The organism is Halopseudomonas sp. (assembly GCF_036961105.1).
Lineage (GTDB): Bacteria > Pseudomonadota > Gammaproteobacteria > Pseudomonadales > Pseudomonadaceae > Halopseudomonas.
The window spans coordinates 86612-103009 of sequence record NZ_JBALWW010000008.1 but is presented as its reverse complement, the minus strand read 5'-3'; the positions used below and the strand labels follow the sequence as shown (position 1 = coordinate 103009).

General features: G+C 60.3%; 19 protein-coding genes. 14 read left to right on the top strand and 5 right to left on the bottom strand.

Annotated features, from left to right (window positions below; genetic code table 11):
- The first annotated feature begins 81 nt into the window (after nt 1-81).
- The 3 genes from rhlB (at nt 82) to yaaA (ending at nt 4473) form a co-directional block, all read left to right on the top strand.
- Nucleotides 82-1629, top strand: a complete 1548-nt coding sequence (gene rhlB, locus V7756_RS10235; protein WP_335610059.1) for an ATP-dependent RNA helicase RhlB — start codon at nt 82-84, stop codon at nt 1627-1629.
- A gap of 491 nt (nt 1630-2120) precedes the next feature.
- The gene (locus V7756_RS10230) at nt 2121-3503 is read left to right on the top strand and encodes a PhoH family protein (RefSeq protein ID WP_335610058.1); all 1383 of its coding nucleotides are present in this window, start codon (nt 2121-2123) and stop codon (nt 3501-3503) included.
- Between the two features lie 193 nt (nt 3504-3696).
- Nucleotides 3697-4473 carry a peroxide stress protein YaaA gene (yaaA, locus tag V7756_RS10225; RefSeq protein WP_335610057.1) on the top strand — a complete coding sequence of 259 codons (777 nt, stop codon included), beginning with the start codon at nt 3697-3699 and terminating at the stop codon, nt 4471-4473.
- A 137-nt stretch (nt 4474-4610) separates the two neighbouring features.
- On the opposite strand, the gene V7756_RS10220 is transcribed toward yaaA, so the two are convergent.
- Nucleotides 4611-5384: a class II aldolase/adducin family protein gene (locus tag V7756_RS10220; RefSeq protein ID WP_335610056.1), complete on the bottom strand. Its 774-nt coding sequence runs from the start codon at nt 5382-5384 to the stop codon at nt 4611-4613.
- A gap of 163 nt (nt 5385-5547) precedes the next feature.
- Here V7756_RS10220 and V7756_RS10215 point away from each other — a divergent pair, with 163 nt between their 5' ends.
- Entirely contained in the window at nt 5548-6264 is a 717-nt protein-coding gene (locus tag V7756_RS10215) for a Crp/Fnr family transcriptional regulator (RefSeq protein ID WP_335610055.1), read from the top strand.
- Here V7756_RS10215 and V7756_RS10210 read toward each other — a convergent pair whose 3' ends face one another.
- A complete protein-coding gene (locus V7756_RS10210; RefSeq protein ID WP_335610054.1) occupies nt 6265-6717 on the bottom strand; it encodes a flavodoxin domain-containing protein in 453 nt (150 codons plus the stop codon).
- A gap of 127 nt (nt 6718-6844) precedes the next feature.
- On the opposite strand from V7756_RS10210, the gene V7756_RS10205 reads away from it, so the two are divergent.
- A complete protein-coding gene (locus V7756_RS10205; RefSeq protein ID WP_335610053.1) occupies nt 6845-7279 on the top strand; it encodes a PAS domain-containing protein in 435 nt (144 codons plus the stop codon).
- A gap of 22 nt (nt 7280-7301) precedes the next feature.
- Here the strand turns inward: V7756_RS10205 and V7756_RS10200 are convergent, their stop codons facing one another.
- The gene (locus tag V7756_RS10200) at nt 7302-8249 is read right to left on the bottom strand and encodes a MerR family transcriptional regulator (RefSeq protein ID WP_335610052.1); all 948 of its coding nucleotides are present in this window, start codon (nt 8247-8249) and stop codon (nt 7302-7304) included.
- A gap of 221 nt (nt 8250-8470) precedes the next feature.
- Here V7756_RS10200 and folM point away from each other — a divergent pair, with 221 nt between their 5' ends.
- The 6 genes from folM to V7756_RS10170 all read left to right on the top strand — a co-directional run bounded on the left by folM (nt 8471) and on the right by V7756_RS10170 (nt 11411).
- Complete coding sequence (gene folM, locus V7756_RS10195) at nt 8471-9175, top strand: dihydromonapterin reductase (RefSeq protein ID WP_335610051.1); 705 nt, start codon at nt 8471-8473, stop codon at nt 9173-9175.
- Nucleotides 9172-9753: a GTP cyclohydrolase I FolE gene (gene folE / locus V7756_RS10190; RefSeq protein ID WP_442908989.1), complete on the top strand. Its 582-nt coding sequence runs from the start codon at nt 9172-9174 to the stop codon at nt 9751-9753. Before folM ends, folE begins: the two co-directional genes overlap by 4 nt.
- A gap of 1 nt (nt 9754) precedes the next feature.
- Entirely contained in the window at nt 9755-10126 is a 372-nt protein-coding gene (folX, locus tag V7756_RS10185) for a dihydroneopterin triphosphate 2'-epimerase (RefSeq protein WP_335610050.1), read from the top strand.
- Between the two features lie 131 nt (nt 10127-10257).
- Nucleotides 10258-10560: a DUF1244 domain-containing protein gene (locus V7756_RS10180; protein ID WP_335610049.1), complete on the top strand. Its 303-nt coding sequence runs from the start codon at nt 10258-10260 to the stop codon at nt 10558-10560.
- Nucleotides 10557-10892: a HopJ type III effector protein gene (locus V7756_RS10175; protein WP_335610048.1), complete on the top strand. Its 336-nt coding sequence runs from the start codon at nt 10557-10559 to the stop codon at nt 10890-10892. Before V7756_RS10180 ends, V7756_RS10175 begins: the two co-directional genes overlap by 4 nt.
- 24 nt (nt 10893-10916) lie before the next feature.
- Nucleotides 10917-11411 carry an RDD family protein gene (locus V7756_RS10170; protein WP_335610047.1) on the top strand — a complete coding sequence of 165 codons (495 nt, stop codon included), beginning with the start codon at nt 10917-10919 and terminating at the stop codon, nt 11409-11411.
- Nucleotides 11412-11484: 73 nt separating this feature from the next.
- On the opposite strand, the gene lptG is transcribed toward V7756_RS10170, so the two are convergent.
- The gene (gene lptG / locus V7756_RS10165; RefSeq protein WP_335610046.1) at nt 11485-12546 is read right to left on the bottom strand and encodes an LPS export ABC transporter permease LptG; all 1062 of its coding nucleotides are present in this window, start codon (nt 12544-12546) and stop codon (nt 11485-11487) included.
- Nucleotides 12533-13636, bottom strand: a complete 1104-nt coding sequence (lptF, locus tag V7756_RS10160) for an LPS export ABC transporter permease LptF (protein ID WP_335610045.1) — start codon at nt 13634-13636, stop codon at nt 12533-12535. Before lptF ends, lptG begins: the two co-directional genes overlap by 14 nt.
- 150 nt (nt 13637-13786) lie before the next feature.
- On the opposite strand from lptF, the gene V7756_RS10155 reads away from it, so the two are divergent.
- From V7756_RS10155 to V7756_RS10145, 3 genes are all read left to right on the top strand, one after another.
- A complete protein-coding gene (locus tag V7756_RS10155) occupies nt 13787-15280 on the top strand; it encodes a leucyl aminopeptidase (RefSeq protein WP_335610044.1) in 1494 nt (497 codons plus the stop codon).
- A gap of 87 nt (nt 15281-15367) precedes the next feature.
- Complete coding sequence (locus V7756_RS10150) at nt 15368-15799, top strand: DNA polymerase III subunit chi (RefSeq protein ID WP_335610043.1); 432 nt, start codon at nt 15368-15370, stop codon at nt 15797-15799.
- Between the two features lie 3 nt (nt 15800-15802).
- Complete coding sequence (locus V7756_RS10145) at nt 15803-16294, top strand: hypothetical protein (RefSeq protein WP_335610042.1); 492 nt, start codon at nt 15803-15805, stop codon at nt 16292-16294.
- Nucleotides 16295-16398 lie beyond the last annotated feature (104 nt).

Sequence of the window (16398 nt, the reverse complement as noted above, 5' to 3'; positions counted from 1 at the left end):
CAACCTGTACAAGGCTTCGCTAACGCGCGGCCTTGCTTTACACTGGCGCATCATTTTTGTTCACACAACCGAGAGACGCCTGTGCTCAAAGCACTGAAGAAGCTGTTAAACAAACCAGAAGAACAAGCCGCACCCACTGCCGAACCCCAATCGCAACAGCCAGCGCGGCCCAGCCACAAAGCTGAACGGCCCGCGGCAAAAACGCCCCGGCAGCCGCGTGCGGCAGAAGCCGCGGCTGATGCAGCGCCGGCCGAGCCGCCACGCGCGCCGCGTCAGCGCCCACCAGTAGCGCCCGTCAAGCCTTGGGGTCTGGCCGATTTTCAGGTGGAGCCCAGCGAAGGCAAGACCCGCTTTCACGACTTTCCGTTACCCGACTCGGTAATGCGCGCCATTCACGATCAGGGCTTCAGCTACTGCACACCGATTCAGGCCGCCGTACTGGGCACCACGCTCAAAGGGCACGATGCCATTGGCCGCGCGCAGACCGGCACCGGCAAGACCGCCGCTTTCCTGCTGTCGACCATCACCCAGTTGCTGGAAACCCCGGCGCCGGATGAACGCTATATGGGCGAGCCCCGCGCTTTGATCATTGCCCCTACCCGCGAACTGGTGATGCAGATTGCCAGCGATGCCGAGGGCCTGACCAAGCATTGCCCATTGAACGTGATGGCTTTTGTCGGCGGCATGGACTACGACAAGCAGCTCAAACAGCTGGAGCGCAACTATTGCGACATTCTGGTCGCCACCCCGGGCCGCCTGCTGGACTTCTGCAACCGCGGCGAAGTGCATCTGGACCTGATCGAGGTACTGATTCTCGACGAAGCCGACCGCATGCTGGATATGGGCTTCATACCGCAGGTACGCCAGATCATCCGCCAGACCCCGCGCAAGGGCGATCGCCAGACATTGCTGTTCTCCGCCACCTTCAGTGAGGACGTCATGAACCTGGCGCAGCAATGGACAGTGGAGCCGGCCATCGTCGAGATAGAGCCCGAGCGCCCTGCTTCCGAGAACGTGACGCAGAAGGTTTACGCAGTCAGCGGCAAGGACAAGTACAAGGTGCTCTATAACCTGGTCACCCAGCTTGAGCTTGAGCGCGTCATGGTCTTCGCCAACCGCAAGGACGAGGTACGCCGCGTGCAGGAGCGTCTGGTGCGCGACGGCATCAATGCTGCGCAACTGTCCGGTGATGTGCCCCAGCAAAAACGTGTGCGCACACTGGAGAACTTCAAGACCGGCAAGCTGCGCGTGCTGGTGGCTACCGATGTGGCCGGTCGCGGCATTCACATTGACGGCATCAGTCACGTGATCAACTACACCCTGCCCGAAGACGCCGAAGACTACGTACACCGCATTGGCCGCACCGGCCGTGCCGGCGCCAAGGGTACCTCGATCAGCCTCGCCGGTGAGGATGATGCCTTCCAGATTCCGCCGATTGAAGAGTTGCTTGGCGGCAAGCTGGAGTGCATACCGCCGGAAGAGCAGTTCCTTAAGGCGATCCCCCAGCGCCAGCAGACAGCTGACGAGAAAACCGCCAGCGACGCCAATGAAGCTGAACAGGCCGCCGCTGCTGCCGCCAATCGCAAGCGCGCCGCTGGCCGCCGCGACCGCCCGCAGGGCCGCCGCTAACCGCCTCGAGCCGACCTCGGCTCGCCCCTGGCGAAATGAGGTCGTGCAGCTCAGGCGCCGTTGTCGGGCCCCGCCGCGCGCACTTCAGGCTTCGACGTGTTACTCAACAGCCATCGTTCGTCAGCTCATTCAGGGCCAGGCCAGTGAATGTCGCAGCGGTCATCGCGCCCGCAAAGAAGTCGCGCACGTTGCTCGAAGAGCATGAAAAAGCAGAGGTAACCGAGGGTTTTTACTCAAGCGGGCCAATGACTATATCGCGCTTTTTCTGCCCCTGCCCAGCCCCATTCGTCTATTTCGAACTTTTTTGAAATTATCCCCTTTGCATGCTTGTGAAGGTCATCTTCTTTGCGCTATATCTCGGTCAACCGGCCCATGCCAACAGGTGATCCCTTGATACCTGCTGGCCTGCGAGCTGGCCCTGTGGACTGCCAGGCGCAGCTCAGGCGCCTGATACAGACCAAGTGTCACCGGCCCTTGCGAGGTAATAGCATATGGAAGCGTGCGGACCTACCGAACACACCTTCTACGTCCTCGATACCAACGTCCTGATTCACGATCCCAACGCACTGCTCAACTTTGAAGAACACCACGTGGTCATTCCCATGACCGTGCTGGAGGAACTCGACAAACTCAAATCCGGCAAGTCCAGCATTGCCGCCGATTGCCGCCAGGCCATCAGGCTGATCGACAAGACCCTGGGTGTGGCGCCACCGGATCAGGTGGAGCAGGGAGTCCCCATCGAGCGTGGCAAACTGGGACCCAACGGCACCCTGGCTATCCTGATGGAAAGAACAGCCATCCCGGCTCACTGTCTGCCCAACGACCTCAACGACAACAAGATCATCAACCAGCTGTGCCACCTGCAGAATCGCCACCCCGAAGGCCGCATCGTATTGGTCTCCAAGGACATCAACATGCGCCTGAAGGCGCGTGGCTGCGGTATCGATGCCGAGGACTACCATACCGATCAGTTGCTCGACGATATCGACCTGCTGGCCCGCGGTTATCACCAGGTGCCGGGATCCTTCTGGGATCGCGTGAATAAAGTCGAAACTCGCCAGCTGACCGGCCAGACGCTGCACAATGTGCAATTGACCGACAACCTGCCAGCATTGCATCTGAACGATTTCATCATTGACGAGCAGGGCTTCATTGGCTGGGTCAAGGGCATCAACGGTGACCAACTGAGCATTCGCGACCTGCATCAGGAACCGCTACTGCATCAGGAATGCTGGGGCCTGCGGCCACGCGACATTTTCCAGGCTCTGGCGATGTTTGCTCTGCTGGATCCGGATATTCATCTGGTCAACCTCACCGGCGCCGCCGGCTCGGGCAAAACCATCCTGGCGCTGGCTGCGGCTATCGAGCAGACCATGGTCACCAAGACCTATCGCCGCATCATCGCCACCCGCAGTACCCAGGGGCTGGACGAAGATATCGGCTTTTTACCGGGCACTGAAAAGGAGAAGATGGAACCCTGGCTCGGCGCCATTACCGACAACCTGGAAGCCCTGCACATGGATGACGAAAGCACCCACGGCAGCGTGGACTACATCCTCGACCGCGTCCCGCTGCAGTTCAAATCCCTGAACTACATCCGCGGCCGCAGTTTCCAGCAGAGTTTCATTCTGATTGATGAAAGCCAGAACCTGACCCCGCACCAGATCAAGACCATCATCACTCGCGCCGGTACCGGCTCCAAGGTGATCTGTCTTGGCAACCTGGCGCAGATCGATACCCCCAACCTCAACGCCACCAGCTCCGGCCTGACCTACCTGACCGAATGCTTCAAAGACTTTCCCCACGGCGTACACATTCACCTGCAGGGCGTACCCCGCTCGGCACTGGCTGAATACGCAGAAACGCACCTCTGACCCACCCAGCTCCCGGCTTTCGCCGGGGGCTGGCGCTTCAAACTTCAAACTTCAAACCGATCGTGCATGCTGACTGGTCCCGGTCTACCCGTGCCGAAACCATACCCACTCCACTCGGCGCTGTTTTTGCTTGCCGCTTGCCGCTGCGCTTTTAAGGCATAATACCGCCCATGCAGACGACAGGAGCCAGCTTATGCTGATGGTCATATCCCCCGCCAAGACGCTTGATTACGACACCCCACCCATTACCGAACAGCATACCCAGCCGCGCTTTCTTGAGCACAGCGCCGAGTTGATTGATGTGCTCAAGGAGCAGTCGCCACAGGACATCGCCAAGCTGATGTCACTATCAGACAAGCTCGCCAGCCTGAATGTGGCACGTTACGGCAGTTGGGCGCGCAAGAGCACGCCGCGCAACGCCAAGCAGGCTCTGCTGGCATTCAAGGGGGATGTGTATACCGGCCTCAACGCCGAGGACTTCAGTACCGATGATCTGGCCTTCGCGCAGCAGCATTTGCGCATGCTCTCTGGCCTCTACGGCCTGCTGCGGCCGCTGGATCTGATGCAGCCCTACCGCCTGGAGATGGGCACCAAACTGGCCAACCCACGCGGCAAGGACCTGTACAGCTTCTGGGGTGAGCGGATCAGTGAGTGGCTGAACAAGGACCTTGCAGCGCAGGGCGATCAGATACTGCTCAACCTGGCTTCACAGGAGTACTTCGGCGCGGTCAAACCCAAGGCACTGCAGGCGCGAGTCATCGATACCGTGTTCCGGGACCAGAAGAACGGCCAGTACAAGATCATTAGCTTCTACGCCAAAAAGGCACGTGGCCTGATGGCCCGCTATGTGATCAAGGAGCGCCTGCAGGATCCGGAAGGCCTGAAGGACTTCAACACCGATGGCTACTATTTTGACGCTAGCGCCAGCAGCGAAAACAAGCTGGTGTTTCTGCGCGACGAGCAAGGCTGAGGTCCAACGGGCAATATCGATAACCGACGCCATCGCTCAAGTGCCCAGCATGGCCGGCACGCAGTGACCGATCCCGGCGAGACGCCCATAAAAAACTCCGGCAACAGGCCGGAGTTTCTGGTTCAGCCAGCAGAATGCTACTGGTCGTAGCCCGGGCTCACCCGCTGGACCTTACGCAGCAGCGCCGGCCACGCCAGGCCTGCGCCCGCGCCGTTGGTGGCCTTTTTCATGCTGGCCTTGGCGCCGTCGAGCACCGCCTGCGGGATAGGGATCAGCTCGGCATTCTGCGCCTGCGCACGCACCTGAATCTCGCAGCAGCGCTGCAGGGTGTACATGGTCAGGAAGGCTTCAGCCACCGACTTGCCGCATACCAGCAAGCCATGGTTGCGCAGTATCAGGTTGTTGGCACGGCCAAGGTCCGCCTGCAGACGTGGCTTCTCCTCGTCGTTCAGTGCCACGCCTTCGTAGTCGTGATAGGCCAGCGAGCTGAGCACGAAGATCGACTGTTGGGAGATCGGCAGGATGCCGTCCTTCTGGGCAGACACCGCAATACCGGCAGCGGTATGCGTATGTAGCACGCAGGTGGCGTCGTGGCGTACTTCGTGAATGGCGCTATGGATGGTGAACCCGGCTGGATTCACGGGATAGGAAGACTCCACCACCTTGTTGCCCTGCAGGTCGATCTTGACCAGATTGGAAGCTGTGACCTCTTCAAACATCAGCCCATAAGGGTTGATCAGAAAATGCTCGGTATCAGGAATCTTCGCTGAAATATGGGTGAATACCAGATCATCCCAGCCATACATGGCAATCATGCGATAGCACGCCGCCAGATCCACCCGAACCTGCCATTCCTGCGCACTGACTTGATCCTTGAGACTTTTTTCCATCAGTGAATGTACTGCGTTCATCGGGCAATCCTCTTTTGTTGGAATAATGTAAACGGCGCCTGCGTGAGCTGCTGCCGGTACAGGACATCCCCCAGTGCTTGCGGCATACTGTGGGACGTTCGGTATGAGGAGAGTCTAGACGGTGACGGCAAAGCGGACTGTCAAACACTTTACAGTGTCTGCCATGCAAGACACTGAGCGCCTGGCCAAATTGCTGCAGAAGAATCGCTGGTTCAGTGAGCTGCCGCAGGATGTGCTGGCGGAAATGCTGGCGCTGGCCAGAGTACGCACACTGGACGACGGCGAGTTTGTCTACGCCAGGGATGACCAACCCGACGGGCTCTATGGCGTCATCAGCGGCGCAGCACGCATCAGCAATATCGGCCCAGATGGTCGTGAAGCCGTGCTGGCGGTGCTCTCGCCCGGCAGCTGGTTTGGCGAGATATCGCTGTTCGACGGTTTGCCCCGCTCGCATGACACCCTGGCCAGCGGCACCACCGAACTGCTGATGATACCGCGCGTGGGTTTCCAGCAAATGCTGGAACGCCGACCCGAACTCTATCCGCTGTTCATGAAGCTGTTGTGCCGGCGCATTCGCATTTCCTTTGCCATGCTGGAAGACAGCGCCCTGCTGCCACTGTCCTCACGCCTGGCCAAGCGGCTGCTGATGCACGCGCACAATTACGGGCAGACTGACGATGAAGGCGGCAGGCCCTGCGTGCAGCTATCCCAGGAGTCACTGGGGCTGATGCTCAACAGCTCACGGCAAAGCATCAACAAACTGCTCAAGCGCCTGGAGGGTCTAGGCTGGCTGCAGATTCAGTATGGCCAGATACTGATTCTGGACGAAGATCAACTGACCCAGCTGGCCAGCGGCGCGCCCCTCCCCGACGCGCGCTGATCAGCCCTGCAGCGCGGCGACAAAGCGTTGCAACCAGGGCTCGGCGTCGGTTTCGGGGGTGACGGTTTCACTGGCATCCAGGCGCAGCATGGGTTCGGTCTCGCGAGCCTGGAGCTCGAGCAAGAGCTCGCGAAAATCCTCTCCGGCCTGACAGAAGGTATCGCCGTAGGCCGCATCACCCAGCGCAATCACACCAAAGGGCCGCGCGGGCAGCAGCGGAAAGCGGTCACGCATCTCATGGAACAGTGGTACCAAGGGCTCCGGCAGCTCGCCCATGCCAGTGGTGGAGGTGCAGATCAACAGGGCGTCCGGCTCCAACGCCAGCAAGGCGTCCAGGTTCAGAGTGCGCAATCGACTGACCTGCAGGCCCGCCGCCTGTGCAAATGCCTGCGCCTCATCGGCCACCAGGTCCGCCGTGCCAAAAACCGTACCGCTGACAATCACCAGATGCATCATTAACCTCCGTTACCAGAACTGGCCGGCCATTATGCCGCAAAGCGCCGTGCCGGTCCCGGCGTAACTGGACAGCCCGGCACACTGAGATAGAATGCCGGAAAGCATAAAAGGAACTGCGCAGACCATGATCAACGCAAAATTACTGCAGCTGGTGGTCAATGCTTCCAACGACGGCATAGTAGTTGCCGAACAGGAAGGCGACGACAACATCCTGATTTATGTGAACCCGGCCTTTGAACAGCTGACCGGCTACAGCGCGGACGAGATTCTCTACCAGGACTGCCGGTTTCTACAAAAAGACGACCGCGATCAGGACGGTTTGCGCATCATTCGCGAGGGCATAAGTGAAGGGCGCGCCTGCCGCGCGACAGTGCGCAACTATCGCAAGGACGGCAGCCTGTTCTGGAACGAGCTCTCGATCACACCCGTGTTCAACGAAACCGATCAGTTAACCTACTTCATTGGTATCCAGAAGGACGTTACTGCCGAGGTTGAAGCCAAACAGCGAGCCGATGAGCTGGAGCAGGAATTACGCGCGCTGCGCGGACCAGCAAGCTGATTATCTGGAGAAGCCAAGGTCGCTAGCTGTCAAAGCGCCCGGCCAGCAACTGCTGCACGCTATCGGTCAGTGATCGCTGCGCCGGTCCCAGGCAATTGATCTGCGCCTGTTGCAAGGCATCCAGATGCAGCTCGCAGCAGGCCCCTAGCAGTGCCACCGGGCACTCCAGCTGTTGATTCAGACGCGGCAACTGACGATTCAGCAAACTGCTGTCAAGCGGCTGATCACTGAACAGCAGCAGGGCCTGGTAGCCGCCGCTATCGGCCAACAGCATCAGATCTTCGACTACCGGCAGCGAAGACAGGTGAGCGATGTTCAGGTTCGCGTCCTGTACAAAGAGTCCGGCCAGCAGACTCTCTACCTCATCTTGCACGGTCTGCAGATTGACCAGCAGAACCGTGGACCGAGCGGGCTGCACAAAAGCCAGACGCTGCCACAGGCGGCTACGCACAAAGCCATCGAAGAATGCCCAATGCGCGGAGGCACCTGATTGTCCGGCCTGGCCCCGGTATTGGCGCCACACCGGCAGGAGTATCTCGTTGCAGACCTGGCTGAGGGTCCAGCGCGCGAACTGCAGGGTATAGATACGCTCCAGTTCCAGCAGGTCCCCACTGGCCACCGCCGCCATCAGTTGCGCCCGCGCGTCCTGCAGCTGATGTTCCGCGTGACTGCCCTGGGGGGCTACAGGGCCAGGCGTGGGCAGCGCCTGACGGTCGATAATGGACGCAACCTTGCTGACCGGAACGCCGCGGGCGATCCAGTTGACTATCGCCCTCACCCGTTCGATGTCGCGCATCGAATAAAGACGGTGCCCGCTCTCGGTACGCTGGGGCACCAGCAAGCCATAGCGGCGCTCCCAGGCGCGCAACGTGACCGAATTGACACCAGAAAGGCGCGAGACCTCGCGTATCGGATACAGGGTTTCGTTGCTCAGCGAAGAGGCGCAAGGGTTATCGTTCATTGTGGTCATGGACTACCTGGCTGGTCCTCGGTATCGAAGCCATTTCCAGACATTGTACATAAAGTTACAGCCCAGGGTCGGCGCCATCCCGACTATGGCCGGCCCAGGAGTGCAGCCAGCACGCCAGCGCGTGTTAACATGGCCGACTGTCACTCTCTCTTGCTGCCGACCTGCGCGCCGCGCTAGCGATCAGCTGCAGAGGCTATCAACATGACTGAACCAGGCGAGCCATGGGCAAACCCAGCACAAGCATACTCATCACCGGTGGCGCACAGCGCATAGGTCTGCACTGCGCCAAGCGGCTCAGCGAGGAAGGATACCGGGTCATCATCAGTTGCCGCGAACTGGACGCCCAGCGCGCAGCCACCCTGCCGCCGGGCGTGGAAGTGCTGCTGGCCGATTTTTCCACGGTGCCCGGTATTCAGGGTTTGATCGATCAGTTGCACGAACGCGACATCCGCCTGCGAGCCATTATCCATAACGCTGCAATCTGGCTGGACGACCAGCAGGGGCCGGCAGCACTGCAGCAGATGTTCATGGTGCACATGCAGGCGCCTTACATGATCAACAGCCAGTGCGCCGGACTGTTTCCGGCCGGCGAGCCGGGCGACATCATTCATCTGGGCGACGACATCACCCGCAAGGGCAGCGCGCGACACGTGGCCTACTGCGCCAGCAAGGCCGGTCTTGAAGGGTTGTCCCGCTCCTTCGCCGCCAAGCTGGCGCCCGGCATCAAGGTCAATTGCATCAATCCGGCATTGATCATGTTCAACGATGGAGATGACGAGGACTACCGCGCCAGAGCGCTGGCCAAGTCCGCCATGGGCATGGAGCCCGGTCCCGAGGTGGTGTACCAGTCGATTCGCTATTTTCTGGACAACCCCTACCTAACCGGAAGTACCCTGCCGCTCAATGGCGGCCGGCACCTCAAATGAGCCGACGAGAAGACAATATGAGTCTGGAAAAGCTGTCACAGAATTATCTCGAGATCCTCACCAACCTCGGCGAGCAGCCAGAGCGCGACGGGCTCAAGGGTACACCGCTGCGCGCAGCCAAGGCGATGCAGTTTCTCTGCCGAGGCTATGATCAGTCGCTGGAAGAGATCGTCAATGGCGCGCTGTTCGAATCCGACAACGACGAGATGGTGATCGTCAAGGATATCGAGCTGTATTCCCTGTGCGAACATCACATGCTGCCCTTTATCGGCAAGGCGCATGTGGCCTACATCCCCACCGGCAAGGTGATCGGTCTATCGAAGATCGCGCGCATCGTCGACATGTTCGCCAGCCGGCTGCAGATTCAGGAAAACCTCACCCGGCAGATTGCCGAGGCTCTGCAACAGGTGACCGATGCCGCCGGCGTGGCCGTGGTGATCGAAGCCAAGCACATGTGCATGATGATGCGCGGTGTCGAGAAGCAGAACTCCTCGATGCACAGCTCGGTGATGCTGGGCGCCTTCCGGCAGTCGGTCAATACCCGCCAGGAATTCCTGCAACTGATAGGACGGAGCTGATATGAGCCTGCTTGAGCCAGGCCTGGCGCGCATCCGCATCAAGGATCTGCGCCTGCGCACCTATATAGGCATCAAGGATGAAGAGATCCGCAACCAGCAGGATATTCTGATCAACGCCACCATCCTCTATCCCGCCGCCGATGCGGTAGCGGTGAACGAGATCGAGCAGGCGCTGAACTATCGCACCATCACCAAAGCGATGATCGCGCACGTGGAAAACAACCGCTTCGCGCTACTTGAGCGTCTGACCCAGGAGCTGCTGGATGTGGTGATGCAGCACCCCCAGGTGCAATACGCCGAGGTCGAGGTGGACAAGCCGCATGCGCTGCGCTTTGCCGAGTCGGTTTCCATCGCCCTGAGCGCCCGACGCTAGTCTGGCGAAGCCTGGAAGAGACACAGCCAATTGACTTTGCCTGAACGCGTTTTATGCTTGGCGCGAAACGCTGTTCGTCCGGGCAAGCCGGCAACAGCAGCCCTCACGCAGGCGAACAACCGGAGTTGATCATGACCCATCAGGAACGCCTTGAACTTGAAGCCGCCGCCTTTCGCAATCTGGTCAGCCATCTGCGCAACCGCAAGGATGTGCAGAACATCGACCTGATGACCCTGGCCGGTTTCTGCCGCAACTGCCTATCCAAATGGTACAAGAGCGCGGCCGACGACATGGACATTGCACTGAGCATGGACGAGGCGCGCGAGGCCGTTTACGGCATGCCCTATGCCGAGTGGAAAACGAAATACCAGACCGACGCCAGCCCGGAACAGCAAGCCGCCTTCGACAAGGCACAGAAACAGGACAACGCATGACCGCCGAGCAATTCATCGCCCGCCTGGGCAACCCGGAACACACCTTCGCCGACACCCTTGCCTTCGTCGAGCAGCACTACCAATACCAGCCCAGCGCCTTCGACAACGGCCCGGTGCATAACAGCGCCGAGCAGAATCAGGGCTCTTGCAAGGTATTGGCCATGGCCCTGGATCTGGGCCTGAGCGACCAGCAGGCGCTGCACTGCTTCGCCGAGCACTATCAGGCCGTGCTGAGCCATCCGCAGGGTACAGATCACGCCAATATTCGCGCGCTCATGAGCGGCGGTCTGGGCGCGGTATCCTTTGCCAGCCAACCGCTGACTCGACGCTGAGTCTATTACCCATCGGGAGATGACATGGCAGTCAAACTGCTGAAACCGACCGGAGATTTTCCGGCCTGCGGGCTGATTCGACGCCTGGCAGCCGCCGGCTACGATCTGATGCTGTTGTTGGCTGTGCTCATGGTCGCCACCTTCGGCTACCTGGGTATCTACATCGGCGTCTACGGCGAGGCTGCGGCGCATCAGCAGGCCGACGCGGGTGGCTTTGTCGGTGACCACCTGCTCAGCTTGATAGTCATGCTGATTACCATAGGTTTTTATCTGCTGTTCTGGACCATCAAGGGCCAGACGCTGGGCATGCAGGCCTGGCGCATCCGCTTGCAACAACCAGACGGCCGCTCAATCACGCGCAAACAGGCACTGATCCGCCTGCTGGTCGGTCAGGCTTCCTGGCTCTGTGGCGGTCTCGGCTTTTTCTGGCAGTTATGGGACAAGCAATCGCGCAGCTGGCATGACATCGCCTCAGGTACGCAATTGGTGGTATTGCCCAAGGGCACCTTCAAGGATTGACACTGGCGGGCAGCGCCAATCGCCAACTTGGCTGAGCACCGCGCCCGGCGGCGCAGTGCTCAGCCAGGCCAGGTCAGCCGGCCCGCCGTAGCAGAAAGACCCCGATCACGAACAACAACGCAATCGGCAGCAGCACCGCGATAAGCGGCGAAAAGCCGAACACCAGACTCGAAGGCCCCAGCAGGTCCTGCAGTATCTGAAAACCGAAGCCCACCAGCACCCCGGTAAACAGGCGCTGCCCCATGGTCACCGAGCGTAGCGGGCCGAAGATGAAGGAAATCGCGACAAATACCAGCGCAGCGGTAGCCAGCGGCTGGAACAGCCGCTTCCAGAAGGCCAGCCAGTAGGGCTTGTTGTTCAGCCCCTGGGCTGAGAGATAGGACTGGTACTGCCAGATGCCTTGCAGAGGCAGCACCTCGGGATCGAGCAGCACCACCCGCAACAGCTGTGGCGAAAGATGGATATCCCATAGGTCCTGGAAGGTGCTCAGCACTTCGCTCTGCCCGTCGTCGGCAAAACGTGTGGTTTTGACATCTTCCATCAGCCAGTCATTTTCCTGCACAGTCGCGCGCCGAGCGAAGCTGGCTTCCAGCAAATGACGCTGATCATCAAAGCGATAGCGAGTCACACCGTGCAGCACACCATTGGGCTGTACCGCATTGATATGGATAAAGTCATCGCCTTCGCGGTGCCAAAGGCCCTTGGATTTGACCGCTTCGTTGCTGCCCTCGGCAATGGCGCGGCGGCTCTCGGCGAGATTTTCCGTGTAGGGCGCCACATATTCGCCAATCAATATTCCCGCCAGCATCAACACCAGCAAAGGCTTCATGACGGCGCCAACAATGCGCGCAATGGACACACCGGCAGCGCGCATGATGGTCAGCTCGGAGTTGCTCGCCAGTGTACCCAGACCAACCAGGCAGCCCACCAGCGCGGCCAGGGGCAACAGATCATGTAAACGACGCGGCACTGTCAGGCACACATAAACCAACGCCTGCATTGGGCCATAGCCACCCTCAAGGTCGTCCAGCTCATTGATGTAGGCAAACAACAGATCCAGCCCGACGATAATCGCCAGGACCACGACAATGCTGAGCAGCACCGAGCTGCCTATATACCGATCAAGCTTGCGCATGCTTACCTCCCGCTGCGCGGCTGGGCGCCATCAGCGCCTGCCGATTGAGCACCAGGCCAATCGCGAGAAAGAGCCCGTGCACCCACCACAGGCCCAGCGCGGCGGGCGTCTTGCCCGCCTCCATCCAGCCCCGCGCACCAATCAGCAACGCCAGGTAAGCCATGTACAACAGAATCGCAGGTAGCAGCTTGAGGAAGCGGCCCTGCCGCGGATTGACTCGCGCCAGCGGCACGGCGAAGAAGGCGACAATCGGTACCAGCAGCGGAATCGCAATCCGCCATTGCAGCTCGGCGCGCTCATCCAGACCCTCTTCGCTTAGCAGCTGCGGCGTGGACATGGCCTCGCGATCGGTCACCTCGGTCTGCACTTCGGGCTTGGGCAACAGCACGCCGTAAGTGTCGTATTCGATGGTGCGAAAATCCGCCTCCCCCGGCTGACCTTCGTAACGAAAGCCCTGGTTGAGTACCAGGTAGCGGCTGCCATCGACATTCAATTGCTGCGTACCGGTAGCGGCCACCAGCACACCCAGTTTGGAATCCTCGCCGTCGCCGCGACGCTCAGTGATGAAGATGTCTTCCAGTTGGGTGCGGTCATCCGACAGGCCGCCAGCATAGGTCACCCGCTGGCCGCTGCCCAGCGCCTGGAAGCGCCCCGCCGCCAGGGTATCGAACTCGGTCAGGGCATCCTGCTGGTTGAACAGCTGCTGCGTCTTGAGCACCCCGGATGGGGCTATCCAGAAGCTCAGCAGGGCCACAATCAGCATCACCAGCACGGCCGGCCCCTGCGTGTAGCCGATGATCTTGCGATCGCTGATGCCGGTGGCTGAGAGCACCGTCATTTCACTATCGAGATACAAGCGTCCGTAGGCCAGAAGAATCCCGAGAAACAGGCCAAGGGGCAGAATCAACACCATGAAGCCGGGCAGGCGGTAAGCCATGATCATGAAGAGCACGCCGGAGTCGAGCTGCCCGGCAGCCGCTTGCGCCAGATACTTGATAAAGCGCCCACTCATGATGATCAGCAGCAGCACGCCGCTCACCGCAGCCAGTGTCTGCAACACCTCACGGCTCAGATAGCGAAAAACAATCACAGTAACTTCCTTTGCTCCGGGTCTTTAAGGGCTGGCGCTAATAGGCCAGAATGCAGAGCAGACACCTCTGACAGCGCTAAGCTGAGCAGACACCCACGGGATCGAGCCCGTATTATCAGTCAATCAACACGATTTGTCTTGGGGAGCACCATGGAGTTCAACGTAAAGCACGGCGCACTGGAAAGCATCAAATGCGGCTGCCTGGTAGTGGCGGTCAGCGAAGGTAAAACCCTGAGCGGCTCCGCTGCCCATCTTGATAGCCTGTGCGGCGGGCAGATCAGTGCCGCGTTGAAGACCGGGGATTTGAGCGGCAAAGCCGGTCACAGCCTGATGTTATTTGCCCTGCCCGGCATTGCCGCGCAACGTCTGTTGCTGATCGGCAGCGGCAAGGATGAAGCTCTGAGCGACCGCGCCTGGCGGCGTTTGGCGCAAAAAGCCATCACCACCTTGAAAGATGGCGCGGCCACTGATGCCGTTTTTGCCTTCACCGCGCAGCCGGTAAAGGACCGCGACCTCTACGCCCAGGCGCGCCTGCTGGTAGAGGCCTGCCATGACAGCCTTTATCAGTTCGATCAGTTCAAGAGCAAAAAGGCCGACAAGCCCAAACTGAAGAAGATCGCGCTCTGGACTGCCGACAAGGCAGACGGCACTGTGCTCAAGCGCGCCATCAGCCAGGGCAGTGCCATTGGCCAGGGCATGAGCCTGACCCGCGACCTGGGCAACCTGCCGGGCAATGTCTGCACCCCCACCTACCTGGCCAAGGAAGCCAAGGCGCTGGCCAAGGCACATAAAGAGCTGGACGTCGAAGTGCTCGAAGAGAAGGATATGAAGGCGCTGGGCATGGGCGCCCTGCTGTCGGTCAGCGCCGGCAGCGCAGAGCCGGCCAAGCTGATCCGCATCAGCTACAACGGCGGCAAGACCAAGGATCAGCCCCACGTACTCGTTGGCAAGGGCATCACCTTTGACACCGGTGGCATCAGCATCAAGCCTGCAGCCACCATGGATGAGATGAAGTACGACATGTGCGGCGCCGCCACCGTGTTCGGCGTAATCAAGGCCGTGGTTGCCATGCAATTGCCTATCAATCTGGTAGGCCTGATTGCCTCCGCCGAGAACATGCCTAGCGGCACCGCCACCAAACCCGGCGACATTGTCACCACCATGTCCGGCCAGACTGTCGAGATTCTCAATACCGACGCCGAAGGCCGACTGGTGCTGTGCGACACCCTGACGTACGCCGAGCGCTTCAAACCCGCCAGCGTCGTGGATATTGCTACCCTCACCGGTGCCTGCGTGGTCGCGCTGGGCGGTCACACGTCCGGTCTGATGGGCAACAACGACGAATTGGTCGAGCAACTGCTGAGCGCCGGCAACCAGGCCAGCGACCGCGCCTGGCAACTGCCGCTGTTTGACGAATATCAAGAACAGCTCGACAGCCCCTTTGCCGACATGGGCAACATCGGCGGCCCCAAGGCAGGCACTATTACCGCCGGCTGCTTCCTCTCGCGCTACGCCAAGGCCTACCGCTGGGCGCACCTGGATATCGCCGGTACCGCCTGGACCAGTGGCGGCAAGGACAAAGGCGCCACCGGCCGTCCGGTGCCACTGCTGACCCAATACTTGCTGGATCAGGCCAAGGCCTGAACCCGCAGCGGCAAGCTGCAAGCCTCAAGCCGCACGCTAGCGGTTTTTTGCTTGCAGCTTGAGGCTTGAAGCTTGAGGCTGCCCCCCATGACCCGCATCGATTTCTACCTGCTCAGCAGCGACCAGCCAGCTACCCGGCTGCAGTACGCCTGCCGCCTGGCACACAAGGCCTGGCAGAAGGGCCATCATGTTTATCTGCACTGCCCCGATCAGCCTGCTGCCGAGCGATTGGATGAGCTGCTCTGGTCGTTCAACGGCGAAGCCTTTTTGCCCCATGCCCTGCGCGAAGATCACAACGGCGAGCCAGTCGTCTGTGGCAGCGGTGAAGACCCCGGCGCTGCGAATGATCTGTTGATCAATCTCAGCGACGACACGCCCGGCTTTTTCAGTCGCTTCGCGCGCTTGGCAGAAATAGTGGTGGAACAGGACGCTATCCGCGTGCCAGCACGCGAGCGCTTCCGTTTCTACCGGGAACGGGGCTATCCTCTACAGTCTCATCAGATACGGACAGCAGGATGACCCATGAAGCAGCGCGACCCCTCGGAGCCCTCACGACTGCTGGAAGATCTGGAATCGATTCGTACCCTGCTGGATGAGCAGAACGACCCTCATCAACCCTCGGCCGACGATCAGCTAGACATCCCGCTGCTGCAGGACATCATCCCCGAACCCTTGTCTCCGGCTGCTTCCGGCGCCCACACCGCGCCGCCCTACAGCCTGCCGCCACGCCCGGAAGACAAAGCGCACAACCCCTTTTTGCCCTATGCCTCGCTGGCCAAGCTGGCCGAAGAGCGCATGCAGCTGGATCAGTTATTGGCCGGCCAGATAGCGCCACCACCCACCCTTTCGCCTACCGCCGGCGCGCGGGAAGTGCGCATGGAAGCCCGCCTGCAGGCCGAAGCGCAGTTGATACTGCAGGGCGTGATCGACGATCTGATCCCGACCATCGAAGACGAGCTGCGCAAGCGCATGCAGAACAAACTGCAGCAGATAGTGCGTGAACAGCTGAAATAAGCCCTGCGGGCTGGGCCATCCCCCCTCCTGACCGCTATAATGGCGGTTTTCTCTGCGCCCACTTCGCCAGCGGCCAATCGAGCCGCGCGAGCGCGCTGATCGCC

Excerpts from the sequence above, each read along its gene's own strand:
- V7756_RS10205 (WP_335610053.1), top strand. The coding sequence starts at position 6,845 with ATGATCAACGCAAAATTACTGCAGCTGGTGGTCAATGCTTCCAACGAC.
- folE (WP_442908989.1), top strand. The coding sequence starts at position 9,172 with ATGAGCCGACGAGAAGACAATATGAGTCTGGAAAAGCTGTCACAGAAT.
- V7756_RS10180 (WP_335610049.1), top strand. The coding sequence starts at position 10,258 with ATGACCCATCAGGAACGCCTTGAACTTGAAGCCGCCGCCTTTCGCAAT.
- lptG (WP_335610046.1), bottom strand. The coding sequence starts at position 12,546 with ATGCGCAAGCTTGATCGGTATATAGGCAGCTCGGTGCTGCTCAGCATT.
- V7756_RS10215 (WP_335610055.1), top strand. The coding sequence starts at position 5,548 with ATGCAAGACACTGAGCGCCTGGCCAAATTGCTGCAGAAGAATCGCTGG.
- V7756_RS10220 (WP_335610056.1), bottom strand. The coding sequence starts at position 5,384 with ATGAACGCAGTACATTCACTGATGGAAAAAAGTCTCAAGGATCAAGTC.
- V7756_RS10210 (WP_335610054.1), bottom strand. The coding sequence starts at position 6,717 with ATGCATCTGGTGATTGTCAGCGGTACGGTTTTTGGCACGGCGGACCTG.
- folX (WP_335610050.1), top strand. The coding sequence starts at position 9,755 with ATGAGCCTGCTTGAGCCAGGCCTGGCGCGCATCCGCATCAAGGATCTG.
- folM (WP_335610051.1), top strand. The coding sequence starts at position 8,471 with ATGGGCAAACCCAGCACAAGCATACTCATCACCGGTGGCGCACAGCGC.
- V7756_RS10145 (WP_335610042.1), top strand. The coding sequence starts at position 15,803 with ATGAAGCAGCGCGACCCCTCGGAGCCCTCACGACTGCTGGAAGATCTG.
- V7756_RS10230 (WP_335610058.1), top strand. The coding sequence starts at position 2,121 with ATGGAAGCGTGCGGACCTACCGAACACACCTTCTACGTCCTCGATACC.
- V7756_RS10150 (WP_335610043.1), top strand. The coding sequence starts at position 15,368 with ATGACCCGCATCGATTTCTACCTGCTCAGCAGCGACCAGCCAGCTACC.
- V7756_RS10170 (WP_335610047.1), top strand. The coding sequence starts at position 10,917 with ATGGCAGTCAAACTGCTGAAACCGACCGGAGATTTTCCGGCCTGCGGG.
- yaaA (WP_335610057.1), top strand. The coding sequence starts at position 3,697 with ATGCTGATGGTCATATCCCCCGCCAAGACGCTTGATTACGACACCCCA.
- V7756_RS10200 (WP_335610052.1), bottom strand. The coding sequence starts at position 8,249 with ATGACCACAATGAACGATAACCCTTGCGCCTCTTCGCTGAGCAACGAA.
- V7756_RS10155 (WP_335610044.1), top strand. The coding sequence starts at position 13,787 with ATGGAGTTCAACGTAAAGCACGGCGCACTGGAAAGCATCAAATGCGGC.
- V7756_RS10175 (WP_335610048.1), top strand. The coding sequence starts at position 10,557 with ATGACCGCCGAGCAATTCATCGCCCGCCTGGGCAACCCGGAACACACC.